Consider the following 26,656-nt stretch of genomic DNA (forward strand, 5'->3'; position numbering starts at 1 on the left):
GGTGAAACCGTTCGTGAGTTCGAATCTCACCGCTTCCGCCATCTCCTCTATTCTTTGCCATGAAGATGGGTCTGCTGTCTTCGCCCTATGGCCATTGCACGGCACCCGAGCGCGCACGTTCCGCTCGCTGATCTCGCTAACGGTACCCATCGGCGGCATGTAGCCGTCGGTACCAATCAGCATCACGAGCTGTCCGATCTTCATGGCCGACCTCTGCTCCGCACCCGATCCGCCCCTACCGCATCGTGCGGCCCTGGCTGTACTGCTTGGCCAAGCAGCGCTGTGTGACCGTCAAGCAGGAGCGGCACCGGCAGCTCGGTCTTGTCGGTCATGGCTCAGCCTCACCGGTTGCCCGCGTCTTCGACGACGGCTTTGACCGGCGTGCCGGTCGGATCGTTAAAGTCGATGGCGACAAGTTGATACAGGCTTTTCGCGCATGCGTGCGTGCGGCTCAGCAAGTATGGCAGAAGGCGCTCTGTGACCGTGTCGATCCAGGCTTTCTTGGCTTTCGCAAGGTCCCACAGTGTCGGAGATGCGGTAGCCATGCTCGCTCCAACATTTATAAATACGGCGTTTTTTTATTCGATGGAGTGTTGTTTTCAGGTAATCAAAGCGCAGTGATTTTCGTTGCCGCAGAGTATAGTTATACGCATTCTTTGGCGATTGATGATGAAGATCCTAACTTTCGAAGTAAGTAACTGTTCCTTGGTGGTAACGAGAATCGTCGAGTCGAGCGACGGATGGGAATGCTCATCCGTCCTCTCTCAACAAACTCCAGGATCCAGCGAGGTCATCCACAAGAGCACCAAGTCCTTCAGTGGTCTTTATGACCCTGAGGATGCGCTTGAGATCGGTTCCGAGTTCGCCAACTCTTTCATCGAAGACTGCTTTCCTGAACTCGCTGACGTTGCAGACTTCGCCTTGGCGTCTTGAATGGCAGGCTCGATGGCATCCATTACTGCTTGCCATCCGGTCTATACGCGCGGCGCGCTACCGAAGCCGCCGCCAGTTGGGCTTCGTTTTCTGCCAGCGGGCGACGTCTTCTTGCAAAGCGATTCTGAGGCGGCCGGCTTCGCTGCGGCCTAAGTCGTGACGTAAGCCGATGGGCAGGGATGCCGGCTAGCTGAAGCCCGGGGCCAGAACAAGTCGTCCCTTGCTTGCCGCTGGCTCCCATGGCCGCAGACCCTGATCCCTGGCAAGGCGGATGCGCTGCATCTTCATTGCATCGATCAGGTCCGCCGGTGACGCGGCAGGGTCCGGCATCGGAAGCGTTTGTTCGGCTTCGAAGAAGAAACGGTGCCGTGCATCGCTTCCCGCCGACAGGAACGCCTCCTCCCACCATTCGGTGATTCGCGCGCTGGCCTGTTCCAGGGCAGTGTGCGTCACCAGGCGGTTCGACTTCTCGCTGTTGATCCGCTTCGATGCCGGCATCAGGTTCCACGCGTCCCCGCAGGGCCAGGCGGCAAAGGGGAAGCAATGGTCGATGTCGTAGTCTTCTTTCAGGCGCTGGCCCGACCAGATGCAGTACACGGCCTTTCCTTGACTGCGAAGCCGTTCGACGGCAGCCCGTGCGAACCGGGTGTCGCGTTCTGGATCTGCCCATGCGAGAAGCGAGTACGCGGTCCGGCTGATGGTCGGGCCGAGTTGCCCCGCATACGACTCCATCAGGCGCACCCATTCCGCAACGAGAACCGGTTCGACCCAGACGTTGTAGTGGCGCAGCGCATCCCAGATCGGGAGGGGAACGTGGAACTCGCCAAAGCTCCACAGGAATGGATCGTCGATCCGCACGCTGGTTGGCGTCGACGTACGGCGCTGGTGCCTGATGTGGAAGATGTTCTCGTCGCTCGCGGGCCAGCGCAGGTACTTCACCGGCATCTCGCGGATCAGCCTGGATATCTCCCACAGGCTTGCGTGAAGGTGGCGCGCGGCGTCGCCGTGGAAGTCCATTCCGGCGCGCAGGTCAACCGGACGAAGAGGGCGCAAGGCAGTGAAGTTGTCGGTCACGAAGCCGGGCGCATTCCCGGCCCGGTTGGGCGGCATCTGCGGCAGCCCGCCCTCGATCAGCGGCTTGTACATGCGCAGCCAGAAGAGCGCCACCAGGCCCATTGGCAGGACGACGGACTCCGCCTCATGACGCGCCGCACCCGCCGCAGTATCGGCGATCCTGGCGAGAATGCGTAGCAGCGCGATCTTGTAGGTCGATGACTTGCCGTCGTTAAGGATCAAGTGTCGCAACAGCGGGAGTGCGCCCAGGCCATCGTCGGGCAGCCCGAGGATCGCAGTGATCCACGAAATACCCGGCCGGCCAAGTCTGTCCGGGCTGTCATCGGTGCGCACCAGCCGCAGGCCGAACTGCTGGGCCATCGCCGTCAGTTCCGGCAGCGTCACCTCGTACATGGCGCGGTCGGCATCCGGTGGGCCAATGCGAAGGCTGATGGCGATGCGGCCGTTCGGCGACAACAGGGTCGCCAGCTTGCGCAGGGCGCGCTGGCGTGCAGCCGGCGGAACGTGCATCCACACCGCCGACAATAGGATCAGATCGAAGGTAAGGCCCAGCCGGCGGACCTGGGCCAGGTCCGGCAGGCTATCGGCCACCCAGTGAATGCGTGGCGAAGGGTGGTGCCGGCGCGCCAGCATGCGCATCCCTTCCGACGGCTCGACAGCGACGACATCATATCCGTTGGCCGCAAACCAGGCGGCATCCCTTCCGGAGCCGGCGCCGACGTCGAGAATCGTGGCTCCGGGTGGTGGCAGTAGATCCAGAAGCGCAGGGTGCACATGCTCGAAGGTCAGCGATTCGTACTGGGAAACAAATCGCTCGGCGTTCTGATCGTAGTGAGAGATTGACTGCACGTGACCTTCGGTATGCTTTGTCGACCCATCAATTGTATGCTGAACTATGCTGCCATTGGGCAATCGGTAAGTTGCAAAGGTAGGGACATTGGTCAGGTCGGGCGCCGTAGGGCTTTATCCGAGTCAAGCAGTGGACTTGAAAACTTCGAAGGTGAAATCGTTTGTGAGTTCGAGTTTCACTGCTTCCGCCTTCTGTTTCAGTCATGTAACCAGGGCACGCCGCCATCGGCCGGCCATAGCTGGATCAAACGAACCCACTGCATCAACCGGATCTGCGCTTCTTGTCGCCAGCCGCAAACATCTCGATCTTTTTGGTCGGCCCCGACACGATCAACATGTCCGCCGGCCGGATCACCGTCTCCGCCAGCGCATGCTGGAAATCTTCGTTCGCCCGCTTCACCCCCACCACGGTCACCCCGAAGCGCGAGCGCACGTGCGCCCCCGCCAGGGTGCGGTTGTGGGTCTCGGCCGGCGCATGGATCTTGGCGATCGCAAAACCATCCTCGAACTCGATGAAGTCCATCATCCGCCCGGTGATCAGGTGCGCCACCCGCGCGCCCATGTCGGCTTCCGGATAGATCACGTGATGCGCCCCGATGCGCTGCGCGATCTGGCCGTGCTCCGGCGTCATCGCCTTGACCCAGATGTCCTTGATCCCGAGTTCGGTCAGCACCATCAGCGTCATCAGGCTGGCCGCCAGGTCCGACCCGATGCCGACGATCGCATGCGAGAAGTCGGCCACGCCCAGCTGCAGCATGACGTTCTCGTTGGTCGAATCGGCCTGCACCGCGTGCGTGAGCCGGTCGCCCCACACCTGCACCAGGTCTTCGCGCCGATCGATGCCCATCACGTCGTGGCCGAGCCGCATCAGCGACTGCGCCACGGCGCCGCCGAAGCGGCCCAGGCCGATGACCACCACACTGTCGCTCGCCGAAAACGCGAACTGTTCTGTAAAAATCCTACCCAACAATTGGATGCTCCTCAGGATAACGGTAAGGCATGCGCCGCTCGCCCAGCACCAGCGAGGTCGCGAACGTGATCGTGCCGACGCGGCCGACGAACATCAACAGCGCCAGCACCAGTTGCCCGGATGCCGGCAGGTCGGCGGTAATGCCGGTCGACAGGCCGGCGCTGCCGAACGCCGCGATCACCTCGAAGATCACCTGGTCGGTCGGGAAGTGCGAAATGCGCAGCAGCGCCACGGTGCCGAAGGCGACCACCACGCTGCCCAGCACCAGTACCGTGATCGCCTGGCGCTGGGCCGAGGCGCCGACGCGGCGCCCGAAGGCCTCGGTGTCGGTGTGGCCCTTGGCCTCGGCCACCACCAGCAGCACCAGGATCGCCACCGTGCCCACCTTGACGCCGCCGGCGGTGCCGGCGCTGCCGCCGCCGATGAACATCAGGAAGTAGTGCAGGGCCCAGGTCTCGCGCGTGAGCGCCGCCACGTCCACCGTGTTGAAGCCGGAGGTGCGCGCCGCCGACGAGATGAACAGGCCGTTCATCAGCTTGTCGAACAGGCCGAACTGGCCGAGCGTGGCCGCATTGTTCCACTCGAACAGCAGCACCACGAAGTAGCCGATCAGCAGCAGGATCAGGGTCCCGCTCAGGGTCAGCTTGGTGTGCAGCGTCCAGTGGCGCGGATCGCGCCAGCGGTGGCGCAGGTCGTGCAGCACCGGAAAGCCGATGCCGCCGACGATCGCCGCCAGCATCATCGGCATCAGGATCCCGGCGTCGCCGGCGTAGCGGATCATGCTGTCGGGGTGGATCGAGAAGCCGGCGTTGTTGAAGGCCGAGACCGCGTGGAACAGGCCGACCCAGGACGCCTCGCGCCAGGCCATGCCATAGTCGAACTGCAGCCGCAGCGCCAGGCAGGCCGCGATCGCCAGCTGGAACAGCACCGACACCGCCAGCACCACGCGCCCGACGCTGGCGATGTCGCCCATGCCGATCGAGCGCGTCTCGGTCTGCGCCATCAGGCGCGTGCGCAGCTTGGGCGAGCGGTTGACCATCAGGCCGAGCAGGGTGGCGGCCGTCATCATGCCCAGCCCGCCCAGCTGGAACAGCACCATGATGGTCGACTGGCCGAAGCCGGACCAGTAGGTGCCGGTATCGACCACAGTCAGGCCGGTCACGCACACCGCCGACACCGCCGTGAAGAAGGCCACCATCAGCGGCGCCGCGTCGGCCGGCGCGCCGGCGCGCGCCAGCGGCAGCATCAGCAGCGCGGTGCCGACCAGGATGGCCAGCAGGAAGCCGAGCGCGACCGCCCGCGCCGGGTGGAGGATCTTGCTCATCGTTCGTTCTGGTCAGCGCGCATCAGGGCCCGGCTGGTGTGCGAAATCCATGGTGTCGGGATCGGTGTCGGTTGGCAGCGGCGCGCCCATCAACTTCAGCCAGGCAAAGCCAAGTGTACCCGCCACCAGCGAAGCGAGCAGGATCGCCATCTTCGAGGCCGTGATGATATCCGTTTGGCCGACGAATGCCAGGTTGGTGATGAAAATCGACATCGTGAAGCCGATGCCGCCCAGCAGGCCCGCGCCCAGCACGTGGCGCCAGGCCAGGTCGAGCGGCAGGCGGCAGACGCCGGCGGCGACCGCCGCAAAGCTGAACAGCAGGATGCCGACCGGCTTGCCCAGCACCAGGCCGAGCAGGATGCCGAGGCTGTTGGCCGACAGCAGCTGGCCGGTCNCGCCGGCGGCGACCGCCGCAAAGCTGAACAGCAGGATGCCGACCGGCTTGCCCAGCACCAGGCCGAGCAGGATGCCGAGGCTGTTGGCCGACAGCAGCTGGCCGGTCCAGCCGGCGCCGATCACGATCGCGGTGTTGGCCAGGGCGAACAGCGGCAGGATCAGCAGGGCGACCGGCGTGTGCAGCGCGTGTTCCAGCCGGTGCGAGGGCGAGGCGGCGTCGTCCTGGCGCGCCGAGCCGGGAATCGCGAACGCCAGCAGCACGCCGGCAATGGTGGCGTGCACGCCCGACTGCAGCATCAGGAACCACATCAGGGCGCCGCCCAGCAGGTAAGGCCAGAGCGTCATCACGCCCAGGCCGCGCTTGAGCAGCCACAGCGCGCCGAAGGTCGCCAGCGCCGCGGCAAGGAAGGCAATCGACAGTTCGGCCGTGTAGAACAGCGCGATGACGATGATCGCGCCCAGGTCGTCCATCACCGTCAGCGCGGTCAGGAACACCTTGAGCGAAGCCGGCACGCGCTTGCCGAGCAGGGCCAGCACGCCGAGCGCGAACGCGATGTCGGTGGCCATCGGGATGCCGACCCCGGCCTGGGTCGGTGTGCCGCCGTTGAGCAGGAAGTGGATCAGCGCCGGCGCGGCGATGCCGCCGGCGGCGGCGACCACCGGCAGCATGGCATTGCGCAGGTCGGACAGTTCGCCGCTGACCAGTTCGCGCTTGAGTTCGAGGCCGACCAGCAGGAAGAACACCGCCATCAGCGCGTCGTTGATCCAGTGCTCGATGCTCAGGCCAGCGACGTAATGCTGCCAGAAGCTGAGGTAGGGCGCGCTCCAGGCCGAGTTGGCGATGGCCAGCGACACCAGCGTGCACAGGATCAGCAGTGCCCCGCCGGCCTTGCCGGAGGCGATGAAGTTCTGGAAGGTAGCGGAGAGTCGTCGTTCGATACGTTGCATGGGTGATGGTCGCGATGGTCGCAAATAAGCCGCGTGGCGGCCCGACCAGCGCAAATCCTGTCGTGCCCTGGCGGCACGATCACCCAGGTGGCATTGTAGACGATGCAAGGGCCGGGCGGCGCGCGGACGTCCGATGGCTGCTCAGGACGCGGGCGCTGCCGCCATACGCCGCGCGGCCTGCCGGGCCGGCGTGTCGCCCAGCGGCGCCAGCGCCGCGGCGCGCGCCAGCAGGCGCACCAGGTGCGCTTCGCCGCGGCGCAGGCCGCGTGCGCGCAGTTGCGGCAATGCGCGCACCGGCTGCGGCGTGATCTCCACCGCAGCGCGCACCAGCAGCCGCTGCAGCGGACGCAGTGGCTTGGGCAGGATCGGCGCCCCGTCCATGATGCGCAGGAAGTCGGCCAGGGTGTTCGATGCTTCCAGCGTCGGCGCGGTGGCCGCGAGCAGCGCTTCCCACGCCTGCCACGAGCGCGGCGCGCCGCCGGCGCCGTACAGCCGGGCCGACGGCGCGCCTTCGGCGAAGGCGGCGTCCTTCTCGGCCGCGGACAGGCGCCGCACCCAGGTGTGGTAGGCCTCGGTGAAGCCGAAGGTGGCGGTCGCATGCACCCAGTCGAGCAGGCGCGGATCGTTGGCGCGGTAGGGCGCGCCGGCCGGCGTGGCGCCGCGCACGTGCTCGTGCATCCGCACCACGCGCGCGATCAGGGCCTCGGTCGCAGTGCGCGGCCCGTACACCGTCATCATCGCGGCGAACCCGGTGCGGCGCAGGCGCATGCCGGGATCGCGCTGGAAGCTGCTGTGGTCCCACACGCCAGAACGCACCGACGGTTCGGCCAGTTCGAGCAGCACCGCCGTCACGCCGCCGATGAACAGCGCGACCGGGTTGGCGAACACCTGCCACGAAATGCCGTCATGCGGCGTCAGCGCCGGCTCGCCCGCTGGCTGGCTGAAATCGAATTCCAGTCCGGGAGGCGGCCGCAGCAGATCCTGAATCGTGTCCAACATCCCGGTTCCTCTCCTCGCAATCGCGCGTGCGGTATCTGCTTGCCTTATCGCTTGGCAGGCGCGGTCTTTTGCGCCGCATCGATCTCCGCGCCCCACGGATCCTTCATCGCCACCGCTTTGCCGCTCTCGGCGAAATCCATGATCCGGTCGCTGCTGCGCGCATAGCGTGGCCAGGCCGGCAGGCCGCCGCCATTCGGGTCGCCGTTCCTGGCAAAGTTCACCATGTACGTGCTCATCGCCTTGCCGACGCCGATATCCTTCGTCGTCGCCTGCGCGCCGTATTTCACCTTCACCGTATCGAAGAAGTAGGGGATGTCGGTCGCGTGCCCGGCGCCGGGTTTGCCGATCGAATCGGCCACATACGAAAAGCGATACGCATACACCGGCACCCCATGATCGGCCAGGGTCGCCGCCAGGCTGCGCGCGCCCGCCACCATGAAGCCGGTCATGCCGCCGATGTCCGCGCTGGTCGCGCCGATCATCACCGGCACCTTGTGCATGCGCCCGTTCGCGAACGCCGCGCGCGAGTCGATCGCCACCTTCCCATCGGCGAACGGCCCGTGATAGGTCGGCATCCCTTGTCGCATGAAGGTCGCCAGGTTCAATCCATCCACCACCTGGTCGGCCGGCAGGGCGCGCAGTTTCTCGAGCGCCTTCGGATCGTCGGCCGCGATGCCTTTGCCGGCAGCGAAATTCACGCCGATCTTTTCGACGTCCGACAGCGACGTGGTCGCCGTGCCGCCATCGCCGCCCGACATCACCACCGCCTTGGCAAACAAACCGCCGCTCATTGGCGACGTCAGCAGATTATTCACCGACATCCCGCCCGCCGATTCGCCGGTAATCGTCACATTCGAAGGGTCGCCCCCGAACGCGGCGATATTGCGCTTGACCCACTGCAGCGCCGCGATCTGGTCCATCAAACCGTAATTGCCGAGCAATCCCTTGTCGCCATCCTCGCGCGTCAATTGCGGATGGGCGAAGAAGCCGAAGCGCCCGATGCGGTAATTGAAGCTCACCACCAGCGCGCCCTGTCTGGCCAGCTCGGCGCCGGAATAGGTCGGCGGCGACGAGCCGCCATTGACGAAGCCGCCGCCATAGATCCAGACGATCACCGGCAGCTTGCCCCTGGCGCCGGCCGGCTTCCACACGTTCATCGTCAGGCAGTCTTCGCCGGGCGCGGTGCCGAGCGGGGCGGCGTCGCTGGGGAAGGGCAGCTGCATGCAGTCGGCGCCGTAGCTGTCGGCCCGGCGCACGCCGCTCCAGGCGGCGACCGGTTGCGGTGCGCGCCAGCGCAGGCTGCCGGTCGGTGGGGCGGCGAAGGGGATGCCTTTCCAGCTCGCCACGCCATCCTCGATCCTGCCCTGCACCTTGCCGCTGTCGATGGCGACCATCGGGGTGTCGGACGCCGCCGGGGCCGGTTGGGCCCCGGCGAGCGGCGCCGCGAGCGCCAGGGTCAGGAACGCGAAGGGAGCGAAGGGCGAACGTGGCATCGGGGGTCTCCTGGAGTCTGTTATTGGTACGGCAATGATAACGTGCCGCCCGGCGTCGTGCCTGCCGGGATGGCTTCTTGGGCGAAACCAGCGAAAATCTCCTTCAGCCAGTCCACGAACACCCGCACCCGCGGCGACAACTGCCGGCTCTGCGGATACAGCACGTACACCGGCAGCGACGGCACCTGCCACTGCGTCAGCAGCAGTTCCAGCTCGCCCGTGCGCAGCGCGTCCTCGACCCGGTAGCGCGGCACCTGCACGATGCCGAGCCCGGCGACGGCGCCGGCGATGTACATGTCGGCGCCGGTCACCGACACCGCGCCCGGCAGCGTCACCTGGCGCAGTTCGCCGCCGTCCAGGAATTCGAGCGGATACGGGCGCATGGTGGCCGACGAGATGTAGTTGACGGCCAGGTGCGGTCCGAGTTCCTCCAGCGTCGCCGGCCGCCCGTGGCGCGCCAGGTAGTCCGGGCTGGCGACCGTCACCTGTTCCAGCCGCGCCACCTGCTGCGCCACCATCGACGAGTCCTGCAGATTGCCTACACGCAGCACGCAGTCGATGCCTTCGCGCACCAGGTCGACCAGGCGGTCGCCCTCGCCGATCTGCAGCTCGATGCCGGGATAGCGCGCCAGGAAGGCGGGCAGCTCCGGCATCACCACGCGCCGCGCCAGCGTCGGCTGCACGTTGACGCGCAGCAGCCCGGCCGGCGCTGCGCGCGCGAACACGCTTTCCATTTCGCCCAGATCGGCCAGCAGGCGCACGCAGCGCTCGTAATAGGCCTGGCCGTCGAGCGTCGGCGCCACCACGCGCGTCGTGCGTTCCAGCAGCCGGGCGCCAAGTCGCGTCTCGAGGCGCTTGATGGCATTCGTCACCGTCGCGCGCGGCAGGCGCAGCTCTTCGGCGGCAACCGTGAAGCTGCGCCGCTCGACGATGCGGGCGAAGATCTGCATCTCCTGGAAACGGTCCATATGTGTCGACATCAATATTTCCTTATCGAATAATGGCGATATATCAAGACGATTATTCAGTTTGGTGCGGGTATTGACAAGCATCACGATTGCTTTTTTACAATCCGGCGGCGAGCGGGTCACTATCGTGACAATGCGTGAAAGTGTTGCGATTTATCCAAAATGGCTCGCTCGCCATATATAATTTCCGCATTGCATCATATTGTTTGATAACAACTCCCAGTTCCTTCGGTATCATGACGGGGTCGTACGCCAACCGCTCCGCTTCCCATGAATGGTCTGCTCTGCAAATTTAGGCTCTCCAGCCTGATCACCCTGGCCGTGTGCGCCACGGTGGCGCTGACCGTGGCCCTGCAGCTGGCGGTGGTCAACCACTTCGCGGTACGCCAGGCCGGCGCCGAAGCCGAACTGCGCCTGCAGCAATTGTCCTGGCAGATGCGCGACGCCCTCAACCGCGTGGTGGAGCAGGCCACCGGCGACGCCCGCGTGCTGGCCGCGCTGCCCCAGGTGCGCCAGGCGCGCAGCCCCGCGTCCGCGCGCGCCGCGCTGGAAGCCCTGCAGTACACCTTCCCCGACTACGCCTGGATCGGCCTGGCCGGCACCGACGGCAAGGTGATCGCCTCGACCAAGGGGCTGCTGGAAGGCGCCAACGTCAGCGCGCGGCCGTGGTTCCAGACCGGCCAGCAGGGCGTGCGCGCCAGCGATTACCACCCGGCCAAATTGCTCGATAAATTGTTGCCGCATGCGCCCGATCCGTGGCGCTTCGTCGACGTCGCCACGCCGGTGTTCAGCAACGACGGCGAACTGTTCGCCGTGCTCGGCATGCACCTGAGCTGGGACTGGGCGCGGCGCCAGGCGCGTAAACTCCTGACGCCGGCGCTGCGCGAATACGGGGCCGAGATCCTGGTGGTGCGCGACGACGGCACCGTCATGCTCGGTCCGCAGGAACTGGTCGAGACCAAGATCGACACGGTCAGCCTGCGCAAGGCGCAACAGGGCGATACCGGTTCGCTGCGCGAGAAATGGCCGGACGGCCAGGTCTACCTGACCGGCTTCAGCCAGACCGGCCAGGCCGGCAACGACACCACGCTGCGCTGGTCGGTGCTGGTGCGCCAGGACGAAGACAAGGCCATGCAGGGCGCCGAAGAACTGAAACGCCGGATGCTGATGTGGAGCATTCTGCTGGGACTGGTACTGGCCGGGACCGCCGCGCTGCTGGCGCGCCGCCTGACGCAACCGATGAACCAGCTGGGCGAGGCGATCGAGCGCGTCACGGAAGCCACCGCGGCCGGCAAGGAATTGCCGCCGATCCCGCAGATTTACGGTTTCCAGGAAGCGAGCATGCTGACCCGCACCATGCGCGAGCTGGTGCGCAGCGAAGAACAGAACCGCAGCGCGCTGCTGGCCATGAACGAACGCCTGGAGGCGGCCGTGGCCGCGCGCACCGCCGAATTGCAGGCGCTGCTGCTGCGCGACGTGCTCACCGGCTTGCCGAACCGGCGCGCGCTGCTCGAAACCCTGCCGGAAGCCATGGGCCGTGCCCAGCGCGTGATGCGGCCGGCGGCGCTGCTGTTCATCGACATGGATGGCTTCAAGGCGGTCAACGACACCCATGGCCACGAAGAAGGCGACGAGCTGCTGCGCCAGTTCGGCGCGCGCCTGCTGCAGACGGTGCGCAAGACCGATATGGTGGCGCGCCTGGCGGGCGACGAATTCGTGGTGGTGCTGGAGATGCTGGCCGACCCGGCCGACGCCGAAGACACCGCGCGCAAGCTGCTCGAGCGGGTGCGCGAACCGTTCCAGCTGCGTACCACCGAGGTCAACGTCGGGGCCAGCATCGGCGTGGCGGTGTTCGCGCCGGACGACCTGCACGACCTGGATGCCTGGCTGGCGCGCGCCGACCATGCCATGTACGCCGCCAAGCGCAGCGGCAAGAACGCGGTGGCGCTGGCCACCGTGCCGTTGTGATTGGCAAGCCGGTCCGGCTATTTTGTCCTGCGGCAGCGGCGCTGCCACACTGTTCCTCATGAATACCGTGTCCCGCTCCGAAATCACCCAGATCATCGCCACCGTCAAGCGCCAGCTCAAGCTGCAGGGCCTGACCTACCGCGACGTGGCCGCCGCGCTCGACCTGTCCGAGCCGAGCGTCAAGCGCCTGTTCGCCAGCGAAGGTTTTACCCTCGAGCGCCTGGTCGACATCTGCAGCCTGCTCGGCTTTACCCTGGCCGAGATCGCGCAGGAAGCGCAGGACGGGCAGCGCCACGTGCACACCCTGAGCCCGGAGCAGGAAAGCGAACTGGTGTCCGATGCGCGCCTGCTGCTGGTGGCGGTGTGCGCGCTGAACCACTGGCGCCTGGCCGACATGCTGGCCGCCTACCGCCTGGACGAAGCCGAATGCCTGCGCCACCTGCTGCGCCTGGACCGGCTCGGCCTGATCACGCTGCTGCCGGGCAACCGCATCCGCCTGAACGTGGCGCGCGACTTCGACTGGCTGCCGGACGGCCCGATCCGCCGGTTCTTCCGCGAGCAGGGCATGCCGGAATTCGTCCAGGGCGGCTTCGACGGCGTGGGCGAGTCGCTGGACTTTGCGCACGGCATGCTGACCGAAAGTGCGCGCGCCAGGCTGCAGGACGAACTGCGCCAGCTGCGCGCCCGGTTTGCCCAGTTGCACGAGGAAAGCCTGGCCGCGCCCCTGGCCCAGCGGCGCGGCAGCGGCTTGCTGCTGGCGCTGCGCGAGTGGGAACCGGCGGCGTTCGCGGCGCTCAGGCGCTGACGCGCTGAGCACGGATGCACTGTTGCGCCGGACTTTCCGGCCGAGCGAGAATCCAGCTCGGCCGTTTGATCCGGCTCAGCATTGTTAAGAAACTACGAGTTATGTGAGGTATTAGACAGATCAGGTCGTACTGACAGGCGGATAGTGGGCGTCAAGAGAGGAATGACGCCATGAGAAAGTCGATCATTGCATTGGCCGTGCTCGGTGCAAGCGCGGCATCCGCGACGGCGCAGGAAACGCCACACGAGTCCGCCCCAGGCAGGGGCGCCGCGGCAGTCCAGGAGACTGTCTGCGCCGAGGCATGCCTGGCCGAGCTGCACTTGGCGGCACGCTCCGGACAGGTGCCGGCCGCCGACCCGCGCGCCATCTTCACTCTCGAGACCGCCAGCGAAACCGAGCGCAAGCTGGAGCGCGAACGGCAAGACGCACTGACGGTCGGCCGCCAGTACACCATCGACTACACCACCTTGTACGACGTCGGCGACCCGTTCCACGGCGGCCTCGCCAGCCAGACCGAGCCGCGCGGCGAACGCGCCGACGACAGCGTTGCCTACCAGGGCCGGGTGGGCCGCATCGACACCGGCGCCAAGTGGGGCAAGGGCGACCTCGACGGTTCGCCGTCGGGCCGCGCCTGGGGCATGTCGGTGGGTTTCAGCGCCGGCCCGCTGACCATCCGCGCCGCGCACCAGAACCGCAACGTGGCCAAGGTCACTCGCTTCGACCAGGTCGGCATCACGATGGCGGCGAAGAACTCGATCGTCGCCGCCAATATGCGCTTCGGCTGGGGCACGGCGTATGCCGCCTACAGCGCCAGCCGCGGCTGGAACAATTCTCCGCTGTTCAATCCGGACAATCCGTATGGCGCCGGCATCGCCTCGACCCGCTCGACCAACAGCCGCGACGTGTTGGCCGGGGTCGCGGTGCCGGTGACGCGCTCGACCACGTTGCTGGCGTCCTTCATCCGCAAGAACGACCGCGACCTGGCCAACAACGACGCGCGCCAGCTGGCCATCGGCGCCACCTACGCCGTGTCGCGGCGCATGGATTTCTATGCTGCCTATTCGCGCATCCAGCACCTGAACGGCGTCGAACTCGGCGTCAAGCCGGGTAACGGTTCGGCGGTCAACGTCGGCATGCGCCGCGCTTTCTGAACGGTTCCTGCGTCTGCGCCCGAGCCGCTTTGTGCGGACACGCACATGGGCTACGTTGCGACGCCGAAAGCCAAAAATCGGTACCCTGTCTCCATGGTCAATCAACTATTGAGGAGGCATCATGACTGGTACCAGCACACTTGATCCGGACAACTTCCCGGAACGTCCTGACCGCAGCCTGGGCAAAGGCCACGGCATCGACGCGCTCGGTCCGAGCGACATTTCCGACACCGGCAGCGACGTGGTGGGCGGCCCCGGTTTCGCGGGCAACCTGGACGACGATCAGGTATTGAATTTCGACGAAGGCACGACCTCCGACCTGGAGCAGAGCCATGCGGGGGATACGGCAGGCCCGGACGTGGGCGACGCCGATTTCTCGGGCGACAGCGACATGGGCGGCACCGGTGAACGCGCCGCCGCGGGACGCGATGCCGTCGCCAGGGATGGCGCCGACATCGATACGGATCGCATCGAGTCCATCCCCGATCTGCCGCTGACCGAGGAGGACACCGATTTCTTAACGAGCCAGCCGCCGCGAGAGGGCGAAGGCCGCTAACAGGGCGCCACCGCCCAGCAGGGCGGTGGTGACCGGACCCGAGCGCATGCTGGCCGCGGTGTACGGGCTGCGCTCATGGGTTTTATAGATGCCCTGGCGCTCGCGCAGTTCGCGCGTGTGGTCGGGCTTGTAGAGGGCGTCACGGCGGCCCGGGTCGGTCGAGCGTTCCTGCTTCTGGTTGGCGAACATGGTCGCCTTGACGAACTTGTCGAAGGCGCGCGGCATCATGCGCGAACCCGACGAATTCATCTTGGCCGCGCCGCCGACGAACACGTCGCGTTTCGGATACTGGGCCGCGTAAAGGATGGCGTCGGCCACCAGTTCCGGGGCGTAGACCGGCGACGGCAGCTTCGGTTCCTTGTCCATATAGTTCTTGGCGTGCACCGCGAACATGGTGTCGATGCCGGACGGTTTCACCAGCGTCACCGACATCGGCGCTTCTTCCTTTTCCAGTTCCAGCCGCAGCGAGTCGGTGAAGCCCTTCACCGCGTGCTTGGAAGCCGCGTACATGCCCTGCAGCGGGATGCCGTGGTCGGACAGCTCGCTGCCGACGTTGATCAGGGCGCCGCCGCCGCGCTGCTTCATGCGCTTGACCGCTTCCAGCGAGCCGTTCACCACGCCCCAGAAATTGGTCTGGAACAGGCGGTGGTGGTCTTCCGGCGAGACGTCTTCGAGGCGGCCGTAGATCGAGATGCCGGCGTTGTTGACCCAGGTGTCGATGCGGCCGAAGCGCTCGATCGCCGCTGCGCCGATGCGCTCGACGTCGTCGATCTTGCCGACGTCGGCGGTGACGGTGATGACTTCGGTGCCGTGGGCACGCTTGAGTTCGCTGGCCAGTTCGTCGAGCGCATCGTCGGCGCGCGCCGCCAGCACCAGCCGGGCGCCTTCGCGCGCGGCCATGCGCGCTGTGGACAGGCCGATGCCGCTGGTGGCGCCGGTGATGACCATGACTTGCTCGTTGATTTTTCGGAGTTTGACTGACATAGCGCTTTCCTTTCCGTGCTTGGTGGGTCGGGTAAGGACTGCCGCGGCGAGGTGTTGCCGGACAGGCCACGAATGAGTGAATTGTTCACTTCGTGGCCGTTGTCGGGATTTCAAGAGTTAATTTAGAAAGCTGGGCCGCTGCGTGTTGACGTGTGCCGTCACGTAGCGTGGACGGGTTTCCCGTCCACGCGTTCAGGCAACCTGGAGGGATCGAAAAGCGGGAGGTATGGAGAAGCGTAGGGTTGGCGGCTTCGCCGCCGACGCGTTCAACAGGCTTTCGGTTGGCCGCACGGCTTGCAAATGCTGCTAAACGCGTCGGCGGCAGAGCCGCCAACCCTACGGATGAGGCCAGCGGGTTGCCGACCTGACCAGCTTACTTCTTGGTATAGATCTGATCGAACACCCCGCCATCGGCAAAGTGCGCCTTCTGCGCCGCCGTCCATCCACCGAGCTCGCTGATCTGGAACAGCTTGATCTGCGGGAATTGCGACGCGTATTTCTTGGCGAACTTGTCCACCGCCGGGCGATAGTAGTTCTTGGCGATGATGTCCTGGCCTTCGTCGCTGTACAGGTATTCCAGGTAAGCCTGGGCCACCTTGCGCGTGCCTTTCTTGTCGACGTTCTTGTCGACCACCGCCACCGGCGGTTCGGCCAGGATGCTGATCGACGGCGCCACGATCTCGAATTTGTCGGGACCGAGTTCGCGCAGCGCCAGCAGCGCTTCGTTTTCCCAGGCCAGCAGCACGTCGCCGATGCCGCGTTCGACGAAGGTGGTGGTGGCGCCGCGCGCGCCGGAGTCGAGCACCGGGACGTTCTTGTACAGGCGCGCCAGGTAATCGCGTGCGCTCTTGTCGTTGCCGCCCGGCTGGCGCAGCGCGTAGCCGTAGGCGGCCAGGTGGTTCCAGCGCGCGCCGCCCGAGGTCTTCGGATTCGGCGTGATCACCGACACGCCAGGCTTGACCAGGTCGCCCCAGTCGCGGATCCCTTTCGGATTGCCCTTGCGCACCAGGAACACGATGGTCGAAGTGTACGGCGAGCTACGGTATTTCAGCTTGTTTTCCCAGCCCGCATTGATCAGGCCACGGTCGCGGATGGCGTCGATGTCGTAGGCCAGCGCCAGGGTGACGACGTCGGCCGGCAGGCCGTCGATCACCGACCGCGCCTGCTTGCCCGAGCCGCCGTGCGACTGCTTGACGGTGACGTTGTCGCCGGTCCGGGCTTTCCAGTGTTTGGCGAAGGCGGCGTCGAAGTCCTGGTACAGTTCGCGGGTCGGGTCGTACGAGACGTTCAGCAGGCTGACGTCGGCGGCGCTGGCCGTGGTAAAGGCGGCCGAGTGGACCAGCAGGGTCAGCGCGGCCAGCGAGCGGAAGATGGTTTTGCGAAGCATTTCTTCTCTTTCTTTTAGAGTGGGAAACGCTAGCGTACGGGCCGGGCCGTATCAAAGAAAACGAATAAATTCGCGCAACCATATGCGGTTTTCACAGGGCCGTCCCCGTCAACCGCCGCTGCGAATCAGTGCGCCTTCGACAGGATCAGCAGCCAGCGGCGGAACAGCAGGATTTCCAGGTGGCCAGCCTCGACGCCGGTATCGCACTCGATGATCGGGTTGACGGCATAGAAGCGCTTGCGGAAATCGCGGGTGACGAGGATTTCGCGACGGCCGATGCGGACCATGAAAGGAATCGGTGCGTGTTCGAGGCCGAAGGAGCTGTTCAGGGTAGTCATATGCGTTACCTTTTAACGAGTAGTTGTGCAGTGAGGAAAGAATAACACAACTACTGTATAAATCCACAGTTACTGTTCAGATATACAGTAATTTTTGCTGTGTGTGGTTTTTTCGCCAAGTCGGTCATAATCGCTTCACCATGAACAATGTCCTGCCACGCCTGCAGCGCTTTGCCGCCGCCCGTTTCTCGCCCGAGGGCCAGTTCGGCCTGCACCTGACCATTGGCGTCGTCTTCCTGCTGGGAGCGATGGCGGTGTTCGCGCGGCTCGCGGGAGCGGTAGTGGCCGGCGCCCCGATCACCCGGCTCGACGCCGAGATCGCCATGTGGCTGCACCTGCACGCGCGCGAGGGCGGCTTGCTGCGCGACGGCCTGCTGCTGCTTACGCACCTGCACAGCACGCCCGGGGTGCTGGCCATCGCTTTCGTCGTCGGCGTGTGGCTGGTGCGGCGCGGGCACCGCTACTGGCCGATGGCGCTGGTGGCGGCGGTGCCGGGCGGGATGCTGCTCAACGTAGCGCTGAAGCACACCTTCGAGCGCGCGCGGCCGCATTTCGACGAGCCGATCCTGACCTTGTCTACCTACAGCTTCCCCAGTGGGCACACCATGGCCGCCACCGTCCTCTACGGGCTGCTGGCCTGCTATTTCGCGCGCCAGGCGCGCTCGACGCTCGGGCGCGTGCTGCCGTTCCTGCTGGCGGCGCTGATGGTCGGCGCGATCGCGTTCTCGCGCATGTACCTCGGCGCCCACTACCTGACCGACATCCTGGCCGCACTGGCCGAAGGCTGCGGCTGGCTGGCGGTGTGCGTCAGCGGCGCGGCCACGCTCAACCGGCGCCGCGCGGCGCGCCAGCGACGCGCCCAAGGCAGCGCGCCACCCCAGGAAATTTAAAGGAGATCCTCGATGCGCACCCTCGTTCACCTTTCCGACCTGCACTTCGGCCGCGTCGACCAGGCTTTATTGGAGCCGCTGCGCGAACTGGTCGAGCGCATCGCCGCCGACGTGGTGGTGATTTCGGGCGACCTGACCCAGCGCGCCAAGGAAGAAGAATTCGAGGCGGCGCGCGCCTTTCTCGACAGCCTGCCCGGGCCGCAGATCATCGTGCCGGGCAACCACGACATTTCGCTGTACAACGTGTTCCGCCGCTTCGTCAAACCGCTCGACCGCTACCGGCGCTACATCACCGACGACCTCGATCCGGTCTACATCGACGACGAGATCGCGGTGGTGGGCGTCAACACCGCGCGCTCGCTGACCATCAAGGACGGGCGCGTCAGCCACGAGCAGGTGGCGGCGATCCGCGAGCGCTTGCGCGGCGTGGGGCCGGACGTGACGCGCATCGTGGTCACCCACCACCCGTTCGACCTGCCCGAGAGCTTCGAGAAGCGCGACCTGGTGGTGCGCGCGCCGATGGCGATGGAGGTGTTCGCCGAAACCGGGGTCGACATCCTGATGGCGGGGCACATGCACGCCAGCCACGCCGGCAGCACGGCGGCGCGCTACCAGATCGACGAGTACGCGGCGCTGGTGGTCCAGGCCGGCACCGCGACCTCGACCCGGGGCAGGGGCGAAGTCAATTCGTTCAACGTTGTGCGGGTCGAGCCGCTGCGGGTGGAAATCGACCGCTATGGGTGGGACGTGGTGCATGGCCAGTTTTCACTGGTCTCGACCGAGAAGTTCATCCGCACCGGCAGCATCTGGTCGCCGCATGACGACGGCATGATGGCTGCCGGGCTGTAGACGTCAGATCGGGTTAGTCAGATCCAGTATTCGGTCAGGCGCGACATCGCCTCGCGCAGGCGGTCCGACCATGGCCGCTTCTTCCAGGCCTGCAACGTCACTTCCTTCGAGTGGCGCAGGTCTTCGCGGAACGCCGCTTCCATATCCTTGCCGAACGCCGGATCGAGCACCACCACGTTCACCTCGTAATTGTGGATGAAGCTGCGGCGGTCGATGTTGGCCGATCCGATCGACGACCAGATGCCGTCGATCACCGTGGTCTTGGCATGCAGCACGGCGACCTGCAGCTGGAAGATGCGCACGCCGCCCTCGAGCAGTTCGTCGTAGAACGATTCGCCGGCCGACTTGATGAAGCCGTGGTCCGACACGCCCGGCAGCACCAGCTGCACCTCGACCCCGCGCCTGGCGGCCGCGATCAGGCTGTCGACGATCTGGCGGTCGGGCACGAAATACGCCGCGGTCAGGTGGATCGACTTCTTGGCCTCGTTGATCGCCACCACCAGCGACTTGTAGATTTCCGAATCGCGGTCGGGCGAGGTGGCCAGCACCCGCACCACCTTGTCGCCGCTCGGCGCCAGGTGAGGGAAGTAGTCGACCTGCGGTAATTCGCCGGCTTCCTGGTGCACCCAGTTGTCGATGAACGCCCATTGCAGGGCCGCTACTGCCGGTCCTTCGATCTTGATGTGGGTGTCGCGCCAGCCGACCTCGTCTTCATTGACATTGCTGGCTTTCTTTTTCGAGCGGAACAGCGAGCTGTTGGCATAGGTGCTGCTGATGTTGATGCCGCCCGTGAACGCCACCTTGCCGTCCACCACCATGATCTTGCGGTGGTCGCGGTTGTTGAGCGCCCATTTGCCGGGGCGCTTGGTGGGATCGACCGGATTGAACACCAGCACGTTGACGCCGCCGGCGCGCAGTTTATCGAAGAACGCGCGCGGCGTGGCCAGGGTGCCGACGCCGTCGACCATCACGTTCACCACCACGCCTTCGCGCCGCTTTGCGATCAGGATGTCGGCGAACTGGGCGCCAATCTCGTCGTGGTCGAAGATATAGGTTTCCAGGTTGATCGAGGTGGTGGCGGCGCGCGCCGCTTCCATCATGGCGCGCATGGTGGCCGGGCCGTCGAACAGCAGCGACACCTTGTTGCCGGCGATCAGCGGCACGCTGGTCGCCTGTTCTTCCAGCACCGCCAGCGCCTTCAGGTCGGGCGAGGCGCGCGCCCAGCGCCGCTTGAGCAGCGCTGCCGCCTGCTGTTCCTTCAGTTCGCCACGCTGGGTAGCGACCGTCGGCACCCCCTGCGTGGTCGGGCTCGTCATCGAGTCGGCCCCGGGCAGGCTCTTGCACGATGCCACCACGCCCACCAGGGCAAGGACGGCAATCCAGGCGGCAACGCGTTTGTTCTTCATTTTGAACTCTTCAGGGTGGCAGGATCGGGTGGCGGCAATTGCCGGTGCTTGGGTCCAAGGAAAAAGTCGACTGGCGCGCCGATGAAGCGCCGGCCCAGCGCCTGCAGCAGCAGGATGCCGCGCTTGAAGCGGATCTTGCGCGCGCGCAGCGCCACCCACAGCGCCAGCCCGAAGCTGACCAGCAGGTTGACGGTGCCGATCAGGAACACCCCGGCGGTGGCGTTGGCGATCTGGGTCCAGCTCATCTGGTAGTCGAGGCCGACCAGCGCGGTGGCAAAATTGGCCGCCGAGAAGGTGATGTGGCGGATGTCGATCGGCAGGCCGAGCAGGAAGCCGACGGTGCCGGTGGTGCCCAGCAAAATGCCGAAGAAGAAGTTACCGGCCAGGCCGCCCAGGTTGTCCTCGATGTACTGGCCCAGGCGGGCAAGACGTTCCTTGCCGAGCAGGCGGCGCAGGCCGCGCAGCTGCTGGATGCGCTGGCCCATGCGCGTGTACAGCGCCTTGTTGTCGTAGTAGCCCGAGATCAGGCCGGCCACGAACAGCCACACGCCGGCCACCGCTGCATAGAACAGCGCCGGGCTGTTGATCGGGTCGATGTCATTGAGCAGATGCAGCGCTTTGATCGGGTCGACCAGGTGCTTGTCGGTGATCGCGTTGTAGCCGGCGGCGATCGCCCACGCCACCGGGAACGCCACCAGCACATTGCCCAGCACCGCCACCATCTGGGTGCGGAACACTTTGTTCACCAGCTCGGCCAGGCGGTCGACGTCCAGCCCGCGCCCGTTGTCGGCGCGGTGCAGCGAGGCGGCGATGCGCTGCGCCGTCATGGCCGGCTGCTTGGTCGCCACCGTGAAGTGCATCAGGTGGATCACGACGAAGCCGAGCGAGTAGTTCATGCTGAACAGGAAGGCTTCGACCAGCGGCGGAGTCCGGAGGTACCCCAACAGGATCTTGAACAGCGCCATGAAGCCGACGATGAAGCCGGCGCCCGAGGCGGCGCCGAACATGGCGCGCAAGTCCTTGCGGCTTTCGGCGATGTAGTGCTCGCCGGTGCGGCTGGCGTTCTCGGTGACGTTCCTTGCCAACAAGTCGACGTTGTCGCGCACCAGGCCGCGCACCTGGTATTTGGTGTTGTGGGCTTCGATCAATTCCTCGGCCAGCGCGATCGCGGCCAGGCGCTGCGGCGAGAGCAGGGCGGTCTCCGGCTGCAAGACGCCGTCCGGGCCGGGCGCCAGCGTGGTGGACGGCACCGGGGCGGGCGCGGTAGCCGTTTCTTCGTCATGCACGTCGACTAGGAACAGCAGCTTGTGCAGGCGGTCGATGGATTGCTGCAGCGCCACCAGCAGGTAAGTGAGGGCCACGCTGGTGCCGGTCGACAGCGCCAGGCGGCGGATCTTGAGCACCACTTCCTGGCACTGGTCGAGCATTACCAGCAAATGGCGCGCATCGTCCGGGCGCTCGATGTCGCCCGCCAGATAGCGCGCGTACTGGTCGAGGTAGTGGTTGGTCTCGATGTTCTGCATCAGGAACGGCGAATCGAAATTCTCGATCTGGCTATAGCTGTGCACCAGGCGCGGCTCGAGGCCCAGCGCGCACACGCGGCAGGACAGGGTGCGGATCGCGTCGAGCAGGCCTTCCAGCGTCACCACGCGGGCGCGCCCGACGGTGGCGTCCTCGGGCGGCGGGGCATTGGCGATGATGTCGAACAGCGCCATCCAGTCGGCGTCCGGCACGGCGCGTATCCAGGCGTAGTCGTCTTCGCGGTACAGCAGCTGGTCGAGCGCGTCCGACAGGTACAGGTCGTCCAGCGCCGGCGGCAGGAAGCGGTAGGTGATGCGGTTCTTGAGTTCGGTAACGAAGCCGTCGTTGGACAGGATGCCGATGTCGCTGTACAGGCTGGTGTGACGGCGTTTTTCCAGCAGGGTGGTGATGTAGCGGCGCAAGGCCCAGGCCTGGACCGGATTACCCTTGAGCAGCTGGGTCAGGGTGCGCACCGCCTGCGCCGGATCGTCCTGGCCCTGCCACACCCAGCGCTGGCGCGGGCGCAGGTGGCAGACCAACTCGACCAGCAGGTCGATGTTGTCGCTTTGGGGATCGATCCGTTCGAGAGTAGCTAGCATGAATACAACTTCAGTTGGAAAGCCGTAGTGTACGCGATGGGGTCGGTAAGGATGGTTAAGCAACGAACAGTAAGTGACTGGACGGTGGGGTAGTGCAGCCGATACACTGGACCGGATTTCTGCCATTTTTTGTCACCAAGCGAACCATCATGTATCTGACTTACTACAACGGCCAATGGGCCGAAGGCAACACTCCTCTCTACGGCGCCATGGACCACAGCCTGTGGCTGGGTTCCTCGGTGTTCGACGGCGCGCGCGCCATGCGCGGCAAGCTGCCCGACCTGCGTCCGCACCTGGAGCGGGTGATCGCATCCGCCGAGAAACTGGGCCTGCGCTGCCCCTTGAGCGTGGACGAGATGGAAGCGCTGGTGCGCGAAGGCGTGGCCAGGTTCCCGCAGGACGCCGAACTGTACATCCGCCCGCTGGTGTTCGGTTCGGAAGGCTTCCTGATCCCGGTCGCCGAGAAAAGCCAGTTCGCATTGACCCTGTTCGACGCGCCGCTGCCGCCGTTCACCGGTTTTTCCGCCTGCCTGTCGACCATGCGCCGCCCGCAGCCGGACATGGCGCCGACCGACGCCAAGGCTTCGGCCCTGTACGCCAACTCGACCCGCGCCATGCGCGAAGCATCGGCGCGCGGTTTCGACCAGGCCATCATGCTCGACGCCGAAGGCCACGTGGCCGAGTTCGCGGCCTCGAACCTGTTCCTCGTCACCGAAGACGGCAAGGTGGTGACGCCGGCCCTGAACGGCACCTTCCTGGCCGGCATCACCCGCGCGCGCGTAATGGCGCTGCTGGCCGAGGCCGGCGTGCAGGTGGAAGAGCGCAGCGTCAAGGCGACTGAACTGAACACCGCGCGCGAGATCTTCAGCACCGGTAACTACGGCAAGGTGACGCCGTGCATCCGTTACGAAGACCGGTCCCTGGAAGCCGGTCCGGTGGCGCGCCAGGCGCGCGAGCTGTACCTGGCGTTTACCGACGCCTGCTGAGCTGCGCAAGACGCCGAAAAACAAAAAAACCGCCCGGTTTGCACCGGGCGGTTTTTTTTAGGCTACGTGTTCGATCAGAACTTGTAGCTTGCGGTCAGGCGGAAGTAACGACCCTGTGCGTTGTGCAGCTGGGTGTTGAAGCCTTCTTCATAATAACGAGGATCGTACGGCGCGGCCTTGTCCAGCAGGTTGCGGATGTTGGCCGAGATGGTCCAGTTCTTGAAGCCGGTGTACGAGTACGCCACGTGCATGGTCGCCCAGTAAGGCACCGAGCAGTCGCTCACCCAGTTGTCGAACTTCTCCAGGCCGCCCAGGCTGTAGGCGCTCGATGGCTGGCCCTTGCCGTAGTAGCAGTACGGCTGCGGGTAGACGTCGAAGTTGTCCGAACGGCGCTCGAGCGAGATGCGCGAGACGAACTCTCCGCTCAGGGTCACCGAGTGCACGTCGCGGGTCCAGTTGGTCGACAGGGTGGCGCGGTGGCGCGGGATGTCGCCGACCGAGGTGGCCCAGTCCGCCAGGCCGCCGTTGGTGCCGACCAGGTTGGCTTCGCGCTCGCCCGGACGTTCGGCGCGCTTGTAGCGCAGCTGGTAGCTCCAGTCGAACTTGGTGCTCAGGCGGCCCATGTCGCCCAGCGACAGGCGGTGCGCCACTTCCAGGTCGATACCCGACACTTCGGTCGCGCCCTGGTTCACGTAGTAGCGGTTGACCGCGTTCAGCGGGCCGGTGCCCGGGATGCGGTTGCCGTTGGCGTCGATCAGGGCGTTCAGCAGGTTGGTGTCGCGGATCGCCAGATCGCCGTACAGCTCGGGGTGCGAGACCACGTAGCTGGCCGACAGCAGCGCGGTTTCGTCTTCCTTGCGGATGCGGTAGTAGTCGACCAGGATGTCGAGGTTGCGGGTCGGGGCGAAGATCGCGCCGAACGAGTAGCTCTTCGAGGTTTCCGGCTTCAGGTTCGGGTTGGCGGCCGACATCGACGAGATGCTGCGGCGGCAGTCCGACGAATCGCCGCCCGGCAGCGGGTTCTTGCCGTCAGGGCAGCGCACGGTGTCGGTCAGGGTCGAGAACGACTGCACGCCGCCTTCGGCGATCTGCGACAGGGCCGGGGCGCGGAAGCCTTCGGCGTACGAGGCGCGGAAGGTCAGTTTGTCGTTGGCGATGAACTTGGCGCCGACTTTCGGGACGAAGCTGGTCTCGGTCGGGTACTTGTCCCAACGGCCGGCGAAGTCCATCTCGAAGTTCTTGGTGAACGGGGTGCGCAGTTCGACGAACGCCGACTTGACCATGCGGCGGCCTTCCACCAGCGTGTTGGCAAGGCCAATGATGTTGCCGACCTGGGTCTCGTAGTCCGGGTTCATCGACAGCTTCTCTTGACGGATCTCGCCGCCGAAAGCGATGCCGATGTCGCCGCCGGCGAGCTGGCCGAGGGTGGTCGAAGCCTTGGCGTCGAGCTGCGACACCTGGGCGAAGCCGGTGTTGACGACGTCGCGCGCCACGCTCGGATCGGCTGCGGTCTCGGCCAGGGTGCGGCCTTCGTTCACGATGCGGTCGATCGTCGGACGGTACAGCATGCCGCGCGAGGTTTCGGTGCGCTCGCTGCGGTTGAGCAGCAGGCCGGTTTCCCAGTCAAACTGGCCGCTGGTGCCGCGCAGGCCGGCCAGGAAGCGGCCCGATTCGTTGACGTTCTTGGCGCCGCCATCGATGTTGGTGAAGCGGTAGCCGACCGCCGAACGCGAGGTCGGGAACGGATTGTCCGGGTGGCCGACCGGCAGGATCAGCTGGTAGTCGCTCGGCAGGCCGTTGGTGCGGAACACGGTGGTCGGCGAGGTCGACAGGATGGTCTTCGAGTTGCCGCGGTATTCGCGCTCGGTGCGGGTGTAGGCCAGCTCGGTGAAAGCGGTGATGTCCGGGGTCAGCTGGTACGTCAGCTTGCCCAGCAGGTTGGCGTCGTTGCCCTTGCTCTGCGCTTCGTAGTTGTTCCAGGTGTCGTAGTTGCAGAACGTGCGGCCGATCAGCATCGAGGTCGCGGTCAGGTTGTGCTTGTCGCGATTTCCGGTGACCTGTTGCGACGGATCGCAGCCGGTGCGGTTGATGATGTCGGCGCCGTTGGCCAGGGTGGTGGCGAAATTGCGCGCGCCGTTGGTGCGCTCGCGGAAGAAGAACGGCTGGTTGGTCAGGTAGCTGCCGTATTCGCCCAGGCGCTGGTGCACGTCGGCGTAGATTTCCTGCTTGACGTCCTTGGCGTCGCGGATGCCGGTGTGGTCGCGCGACGAGATGTCGAAGCTCAGGAAGGCGTTGTAGCCGTCTTCCTGCAGGTCGCCGAAGCCGGTCACGCCGCTGATGTTGCGGCGGGCGAATTCGCCGTCATCGTTGCCGCTGGTCGAGGCGGTGATCTCGGTGCCCTGGTAGTTGGTCTTGGTGATGAAGTTGATCACGCCCGCGATCGCGTCCGAGCCGTACACGGCCGATGCGCCATCCTTGAAGATCTCGACGCGTTCGAGCGCCGACACCGGGATGGTGTTGAGGTCATAGACGGCCGATTTGCCCTGGTTAGGGTCGGCATAGGCCGAGGCGGTGATGCGGCGGCCGTTGAGCAGGATCAGGGTCGAGGACGAACCCAGCCCGCGCAGCGAGGCGGTCGAGGCGCCGGCCGAGAAGCCGCCGTCGACCACGTCGACCGAGGTGCCCGAGCCGAAGGCCGGGATGGTCGACAGCAGTTCGGCCACGGTGTTGGCGCCGGTGGCGGCGATCTGCTTGGCGTTCAGGGTCGAGACCGGCGAGGAGCCTTCCTTGTCGGCGCGCTTGATGTTGGAGCCGGTCACGAAGACCTTCTGTGGCGCGGCTGCAGCCGGTTGTGCCGACTGGGTTTGCGCTTGGGCGGTGCTGGCCGATGCCAGTGCCACGGACACAGCGATGACGCTGCGCTTGATGACGAGTTGCTGCTTGATCAAAAAAGTTCTCCGAAACTGCTATAGACCGCCGTGACCGCTTAGCCCCGCGCTGTCCGCTGTTGTAGTTGATGTCTCCCCGGCATGACGTAAAACGATGTAAAACCACCGGGAGCGACATAAAAACATTTCGAATGAACAAGTGTCAAATTGGATTAATAAAGTGTTTGGCAATCGCAACAGTTAACAACGGGGATTGACAAATGTCTGTCGGCGCATACTTGCAGCATCGCATCCTGTCGGACCGGCGCAAAACCCACTGCGCCAAAGAAAAGACGCTGTCATCGTTAGCTGTGGATGAGCACTGAACTGTCGAG

Annotated in this window: 22 protein-coding genes; 8 read left to right on the top strand and 14 right to left on the bottom strand. The window is 65.5% G+C overall.

Features of this window, described 5'->3' with window-relative positions; translation table 11 throughout:
• On the bottom strand, nt 1-204 hold a 204-nt coding region (locus QPK27_RS23735), incomplete at its 3' end, for a hypothetical protein (protein WP_290420642.1).
• A gap of 80 nt (nt 205-284) precedes the next feature.
• Between QPK27_RS23735 and QPK27_RS23740 the strand changes: the two genes are divergently transcribed.
• Nucleotides 285-698: a hypothetical protein gene (locus QPK27_RS23740; RefSeq protein ID WP_290420643.1), complete on the top strand. Its 414-nt coding sequence runs from the start codon at nt 285-287 to the stop codon at nt 696-698.
• Between the two features lie 421 nt (nt 699-1,119).
• On the opposite strand, the gene QPK27_RS23745 is transcribed toward QPK27_RS23740, so the two are convergent.
• From QPK27_RS23745 to QPK27_RS23775, 7 genes are all read right to left on the bottom strand, one after another.
• Nucleotides 1,120-2,856 carry a class I SAM-dependent methyltransferase gene (locus QPK27_RS23745; protein ID WP_290420644.1) on the bottom strand — a complete coding sequence of 579 codons (1,737 nt, stop codon included), beginning with the start codon at nt 2,854-2,856 and terminating at the stop codon, nt 1,120-1,122.
• Nucleotides 2,857-3,118: 262 nt separating this feature from the next.
• The gene (locus QPK27_RS23750) at nt 3,119-3,823 is read right to left on the bottom strand and encodes a TrkA family potassium uptake protein (RefSeq protein ID WP_290420645.1); all 705 of its coding nucleotides are present in this window, start codon (nt 3,821-3,823) and stop codon (nt 3,119-3,121) included.
• Nucleotides 3,816-5,150, bottom strand: a complete 1,335-nt coding sequence (locus QPK27_RS23755) for a TrkH family potassium uptake protein (RefSeq protein ID WP_290420646.1) — start codon at nt 5,148-5,150, stop codon at nt 3,816-3,818. The genes QPK27_RS23750 and QPK27_RS23755 overlap by 8 nt, the downstream gene beginning before the upstream one ends.
• A 12-nt stretch (nt 5,151-5,162) precedes the next feature.
• Nucleotides 5,163-6,494: a Na+/H+ antiporter NhaA gene (gene nhaA / locus QPK27_RS23760; protein ID WP_290420647.1), complete on the bottom strand. Its 1,332-nt coding sequence runs from the start codon at nt 6,492-6,494 to the stop codon at nt 5,163-5,165.
• A gap of 141 nt (nt 6,495-6,635) precedes the next feature.
• A complete protein-coding gene (locus tag QPK27_RS23765; RefSeq protein ID WP_290420648.1) occupies nt 6,636-7,493 on the bottom strand; it encodes an oxygenase MpaB family protein in 858 nt (285 codons plus the stop codon).
• Nucleotides 7,494-7,537: 44 nt separating this feature from the next.
• Entirely contained in the window at nt 7,538-8,986 is a 1,449-nt protein-coding gene (locus QPK27_RS23770) for a carboxylesterase/lipase family protein (RefSeq protein ID WP_290420649.1), read from the bottom strand.
• 20 nt (nt 8,987-9,006) lie between these two features.
• Nucleotides 9,007-9,954 carry a LysR family transcriptional regulator gene (locus QPK27_RS23775; RefSeq protein ID WP_290420663.1) on the bottom strand — a complete coding sequence of 316 codons (948 nt, stop codon included), beginning with the start codon at nt 9,952-9,954 and terminating at the stop codon, nt 9,007-9,009.
• Between the two features lie 270 nt (nt 9,955-10,224).
• Here QPK27_RS23775 and QPK27_RS23780 point away from each other — a divergent pair, with 270 nt between their 5' ends.
• The 4 genes from QPK27_RS23780 to QPK27_RS23795 all read left to right on the top strand — a co-directional run bounded on the left by QPK27_RS23780 (nt 10,225) and on the right by QPK27_RS23795 (nt 14,434).
• Nucleotides 10,225-11,922: a diguanylate cyclase domain-containing protein gene (locus QPK27_RS23780; protein ID WP_290420650.1), complete on the top strand. Its 1,698-nt coding sequence runs from the start codon at nt 10,225-10,227 to the stop codon at nt 11,920-11,922.
• 67 nt (nt 11,923-11,989) lie between these two features.
• Nucleotides 11,990-12,727 carry a helix-turn-helix transcriptional regulator gene (locus tag QPK27_RS23785; protein WP_290420651.1) on the top strand — a complete coding sequence of 246 codons (738 nt, stop codon included), beginning with the start codon at nt 11,990-11,992 and terminating at the stop codon, nt 12,725-12,727.
• Nucleotides 12,728-12,897: 170 nt separating this feature from the next.
• Nucleotides 12,898-13,878: a porin gene (locus QPK27_RS23790; RefSeq protein WP_290420652.1), complete on the top strand. Its 981-nt coding sequence runs from the start codon at nt 12,898-12,900 to the stop codon at nt 13,876-13,878.
• A 121-nt stretch (nt 13,879-13,999) separates the two neighbouring features.
• Nucleotides 14,000-14,434, top strand: coding sequence for a hypothetical protein (locus tag QPK27_RS23795; protein ID WP_290420653.1), 435 nt, complete (start codon nt 14,000-14,002; stop codon nt 14,432-14,434).
• Here the strand turns inward: QPK27_RS23795 and QPK27_RS23800 are convergent.
• From QPK27_RS23800 to QPK27_RS23810, 3 genes are all read right to left on the bottom strand, one after another.
• Nucleotides 14,396-15,418, bottom strand: a complete 1,023-nt coding sequence (locus tag QPK27_RS23800) for an SDR family oxidoreductase (RefSeq protein WP_290420654.1) — start codon at nt 15,416-15,418, stop codon at nt 14,396-14,398. The genes QPK27_RS23795 and QPK27_RS23800 overlap by 39 nt on opposite strands.
• Before the next feature lie 373 nt (nt 15,419-15,791).
• Entirely contained in the window at nt 15,792-16,805 is a 1,014-nt protein-coding gene (locus tag QPK27_RS23805) for a sulfate ABC transporter substrate-binding protein (RefSeq protein WP_290420655.1), read from the bottom strand.
• A 125-nt stretch (nt 16,806-16,930) separates the two neighbouring features.
• Nucleotides 16,931-17,143: a hypothetical protein gene (locus tag QPK27_RS23810; protein ID WP_290420656.1), complete on the bottom strand. Its 213-nt coding sequence runs from the start codon at nt 17,141-17,143 to the stop codon at nt 16,931-16,933.
• Between the two features lie 140 nt (nt 17,144-17,283).
• On the opposite strand from QPK27_RS23810, the gene QPK27_RS23815 reads away from it, so the two are divergent.
• Together QPK27_RS23815 and QPK27_RS23820 are read left to right on the top strand one after the other, a co-directional pair.
• Nucleotides 17,284-18,033, top strand: a complete 750-nt coding sequence (locus QPK27_RS23815; RefSeq protein WP_290420657.1) for a phosphatase PAP2 family protein — start codon at nt 17,284-17,286, stop codon at nt 18,031-18,033.
• Nucleotides 18,034-18,045: 12 nt separating this feature from the next.
• Entirely contained in the window at nt 18,046-18,882 is an 837-nt protein-coding gene (locus QPK27_RS23820) for a metallophosphoesterase (protein ID WP_290420658.1), read from the top strand.
• 17 nt (nt 18,883-18,899) lie between these two features.
• Here QPK27_RS23820 and cls read toward each other — a convergent pair whose 3' ends face one another.
• Together cls and QPK27_RS23830 are read right to left on the bottom strand one after the other, a co-directional pair.
• A complete protein-coding gene (gene cls / locus QPK27_RS23825; protein WP_290420659.1) occupies nt 18,900-20,288 on the bottom strand; it encodes a cardiolipin synthase in 1,389 nt (462 codons plus the stop codon).
• Nucleotides 20,285-22,408, bottom strand: coding sequence for a site-specific recombinase (locus QPK27_RS23830; protein ID WP_290420660.1), 2,124 nt, complete (start codon nt 22,406-22,408; stop codon nt 20,285-20,287). The genes cls and QPK27_RS23830 overlap by 4 nt, the downstream gene beginning before the upstream one ends.
• A gap of 149 nt (nt 22,409-22,557) precedes the next feature.
• Here QPK27_RS23830 and QPK27_RS23835 point away from each other — a divergent pair, with 149 nt between their 5' ends.
• Nucleotides 22,558-23,394: a branched-chain amino acid aminotransferase gene (locus QPK27_RS23835; RefSeq protein WP_290420661.1), complete on the top strand. Its 837-nt coding sequence runs from the start codon at nt 22,558-22,560 to the stop codon at nt 23,392-23,394.
• A 74-nt stretch (nt 23,395-23,468) separates the two neighbouring features.
• On the opposite strand, the gene QPK27_RS23840 is transcribed toward QPK27_RS23835, so the two are convergent.
• The gene (locus tag QPK27_RS23840; RefSeq protein ID WP_290420662.1) at nt 23,469-26,342 is read right to left on the bottom strand and encodes a TonB-dependent receptor; all 2,874 of its coding nucleotides are present in this window, start codon (nt 26,340-26,342) and stop codon (nt 23,469-23,471) included.
• Nucleotides 26,343-26,656 lie beyond the last annotated feature (314 nt).

Source organism: Massilia sp. YIM B02443 (assembly GCF_030411955.1).
In the GTDB taxonomy this organism is placed as follows: domain Bacteria; phylum Pseudomonadota; class Gammaproteobacteria; order Burkholderiales; family Burkholderiaceae_D; genus Telluria.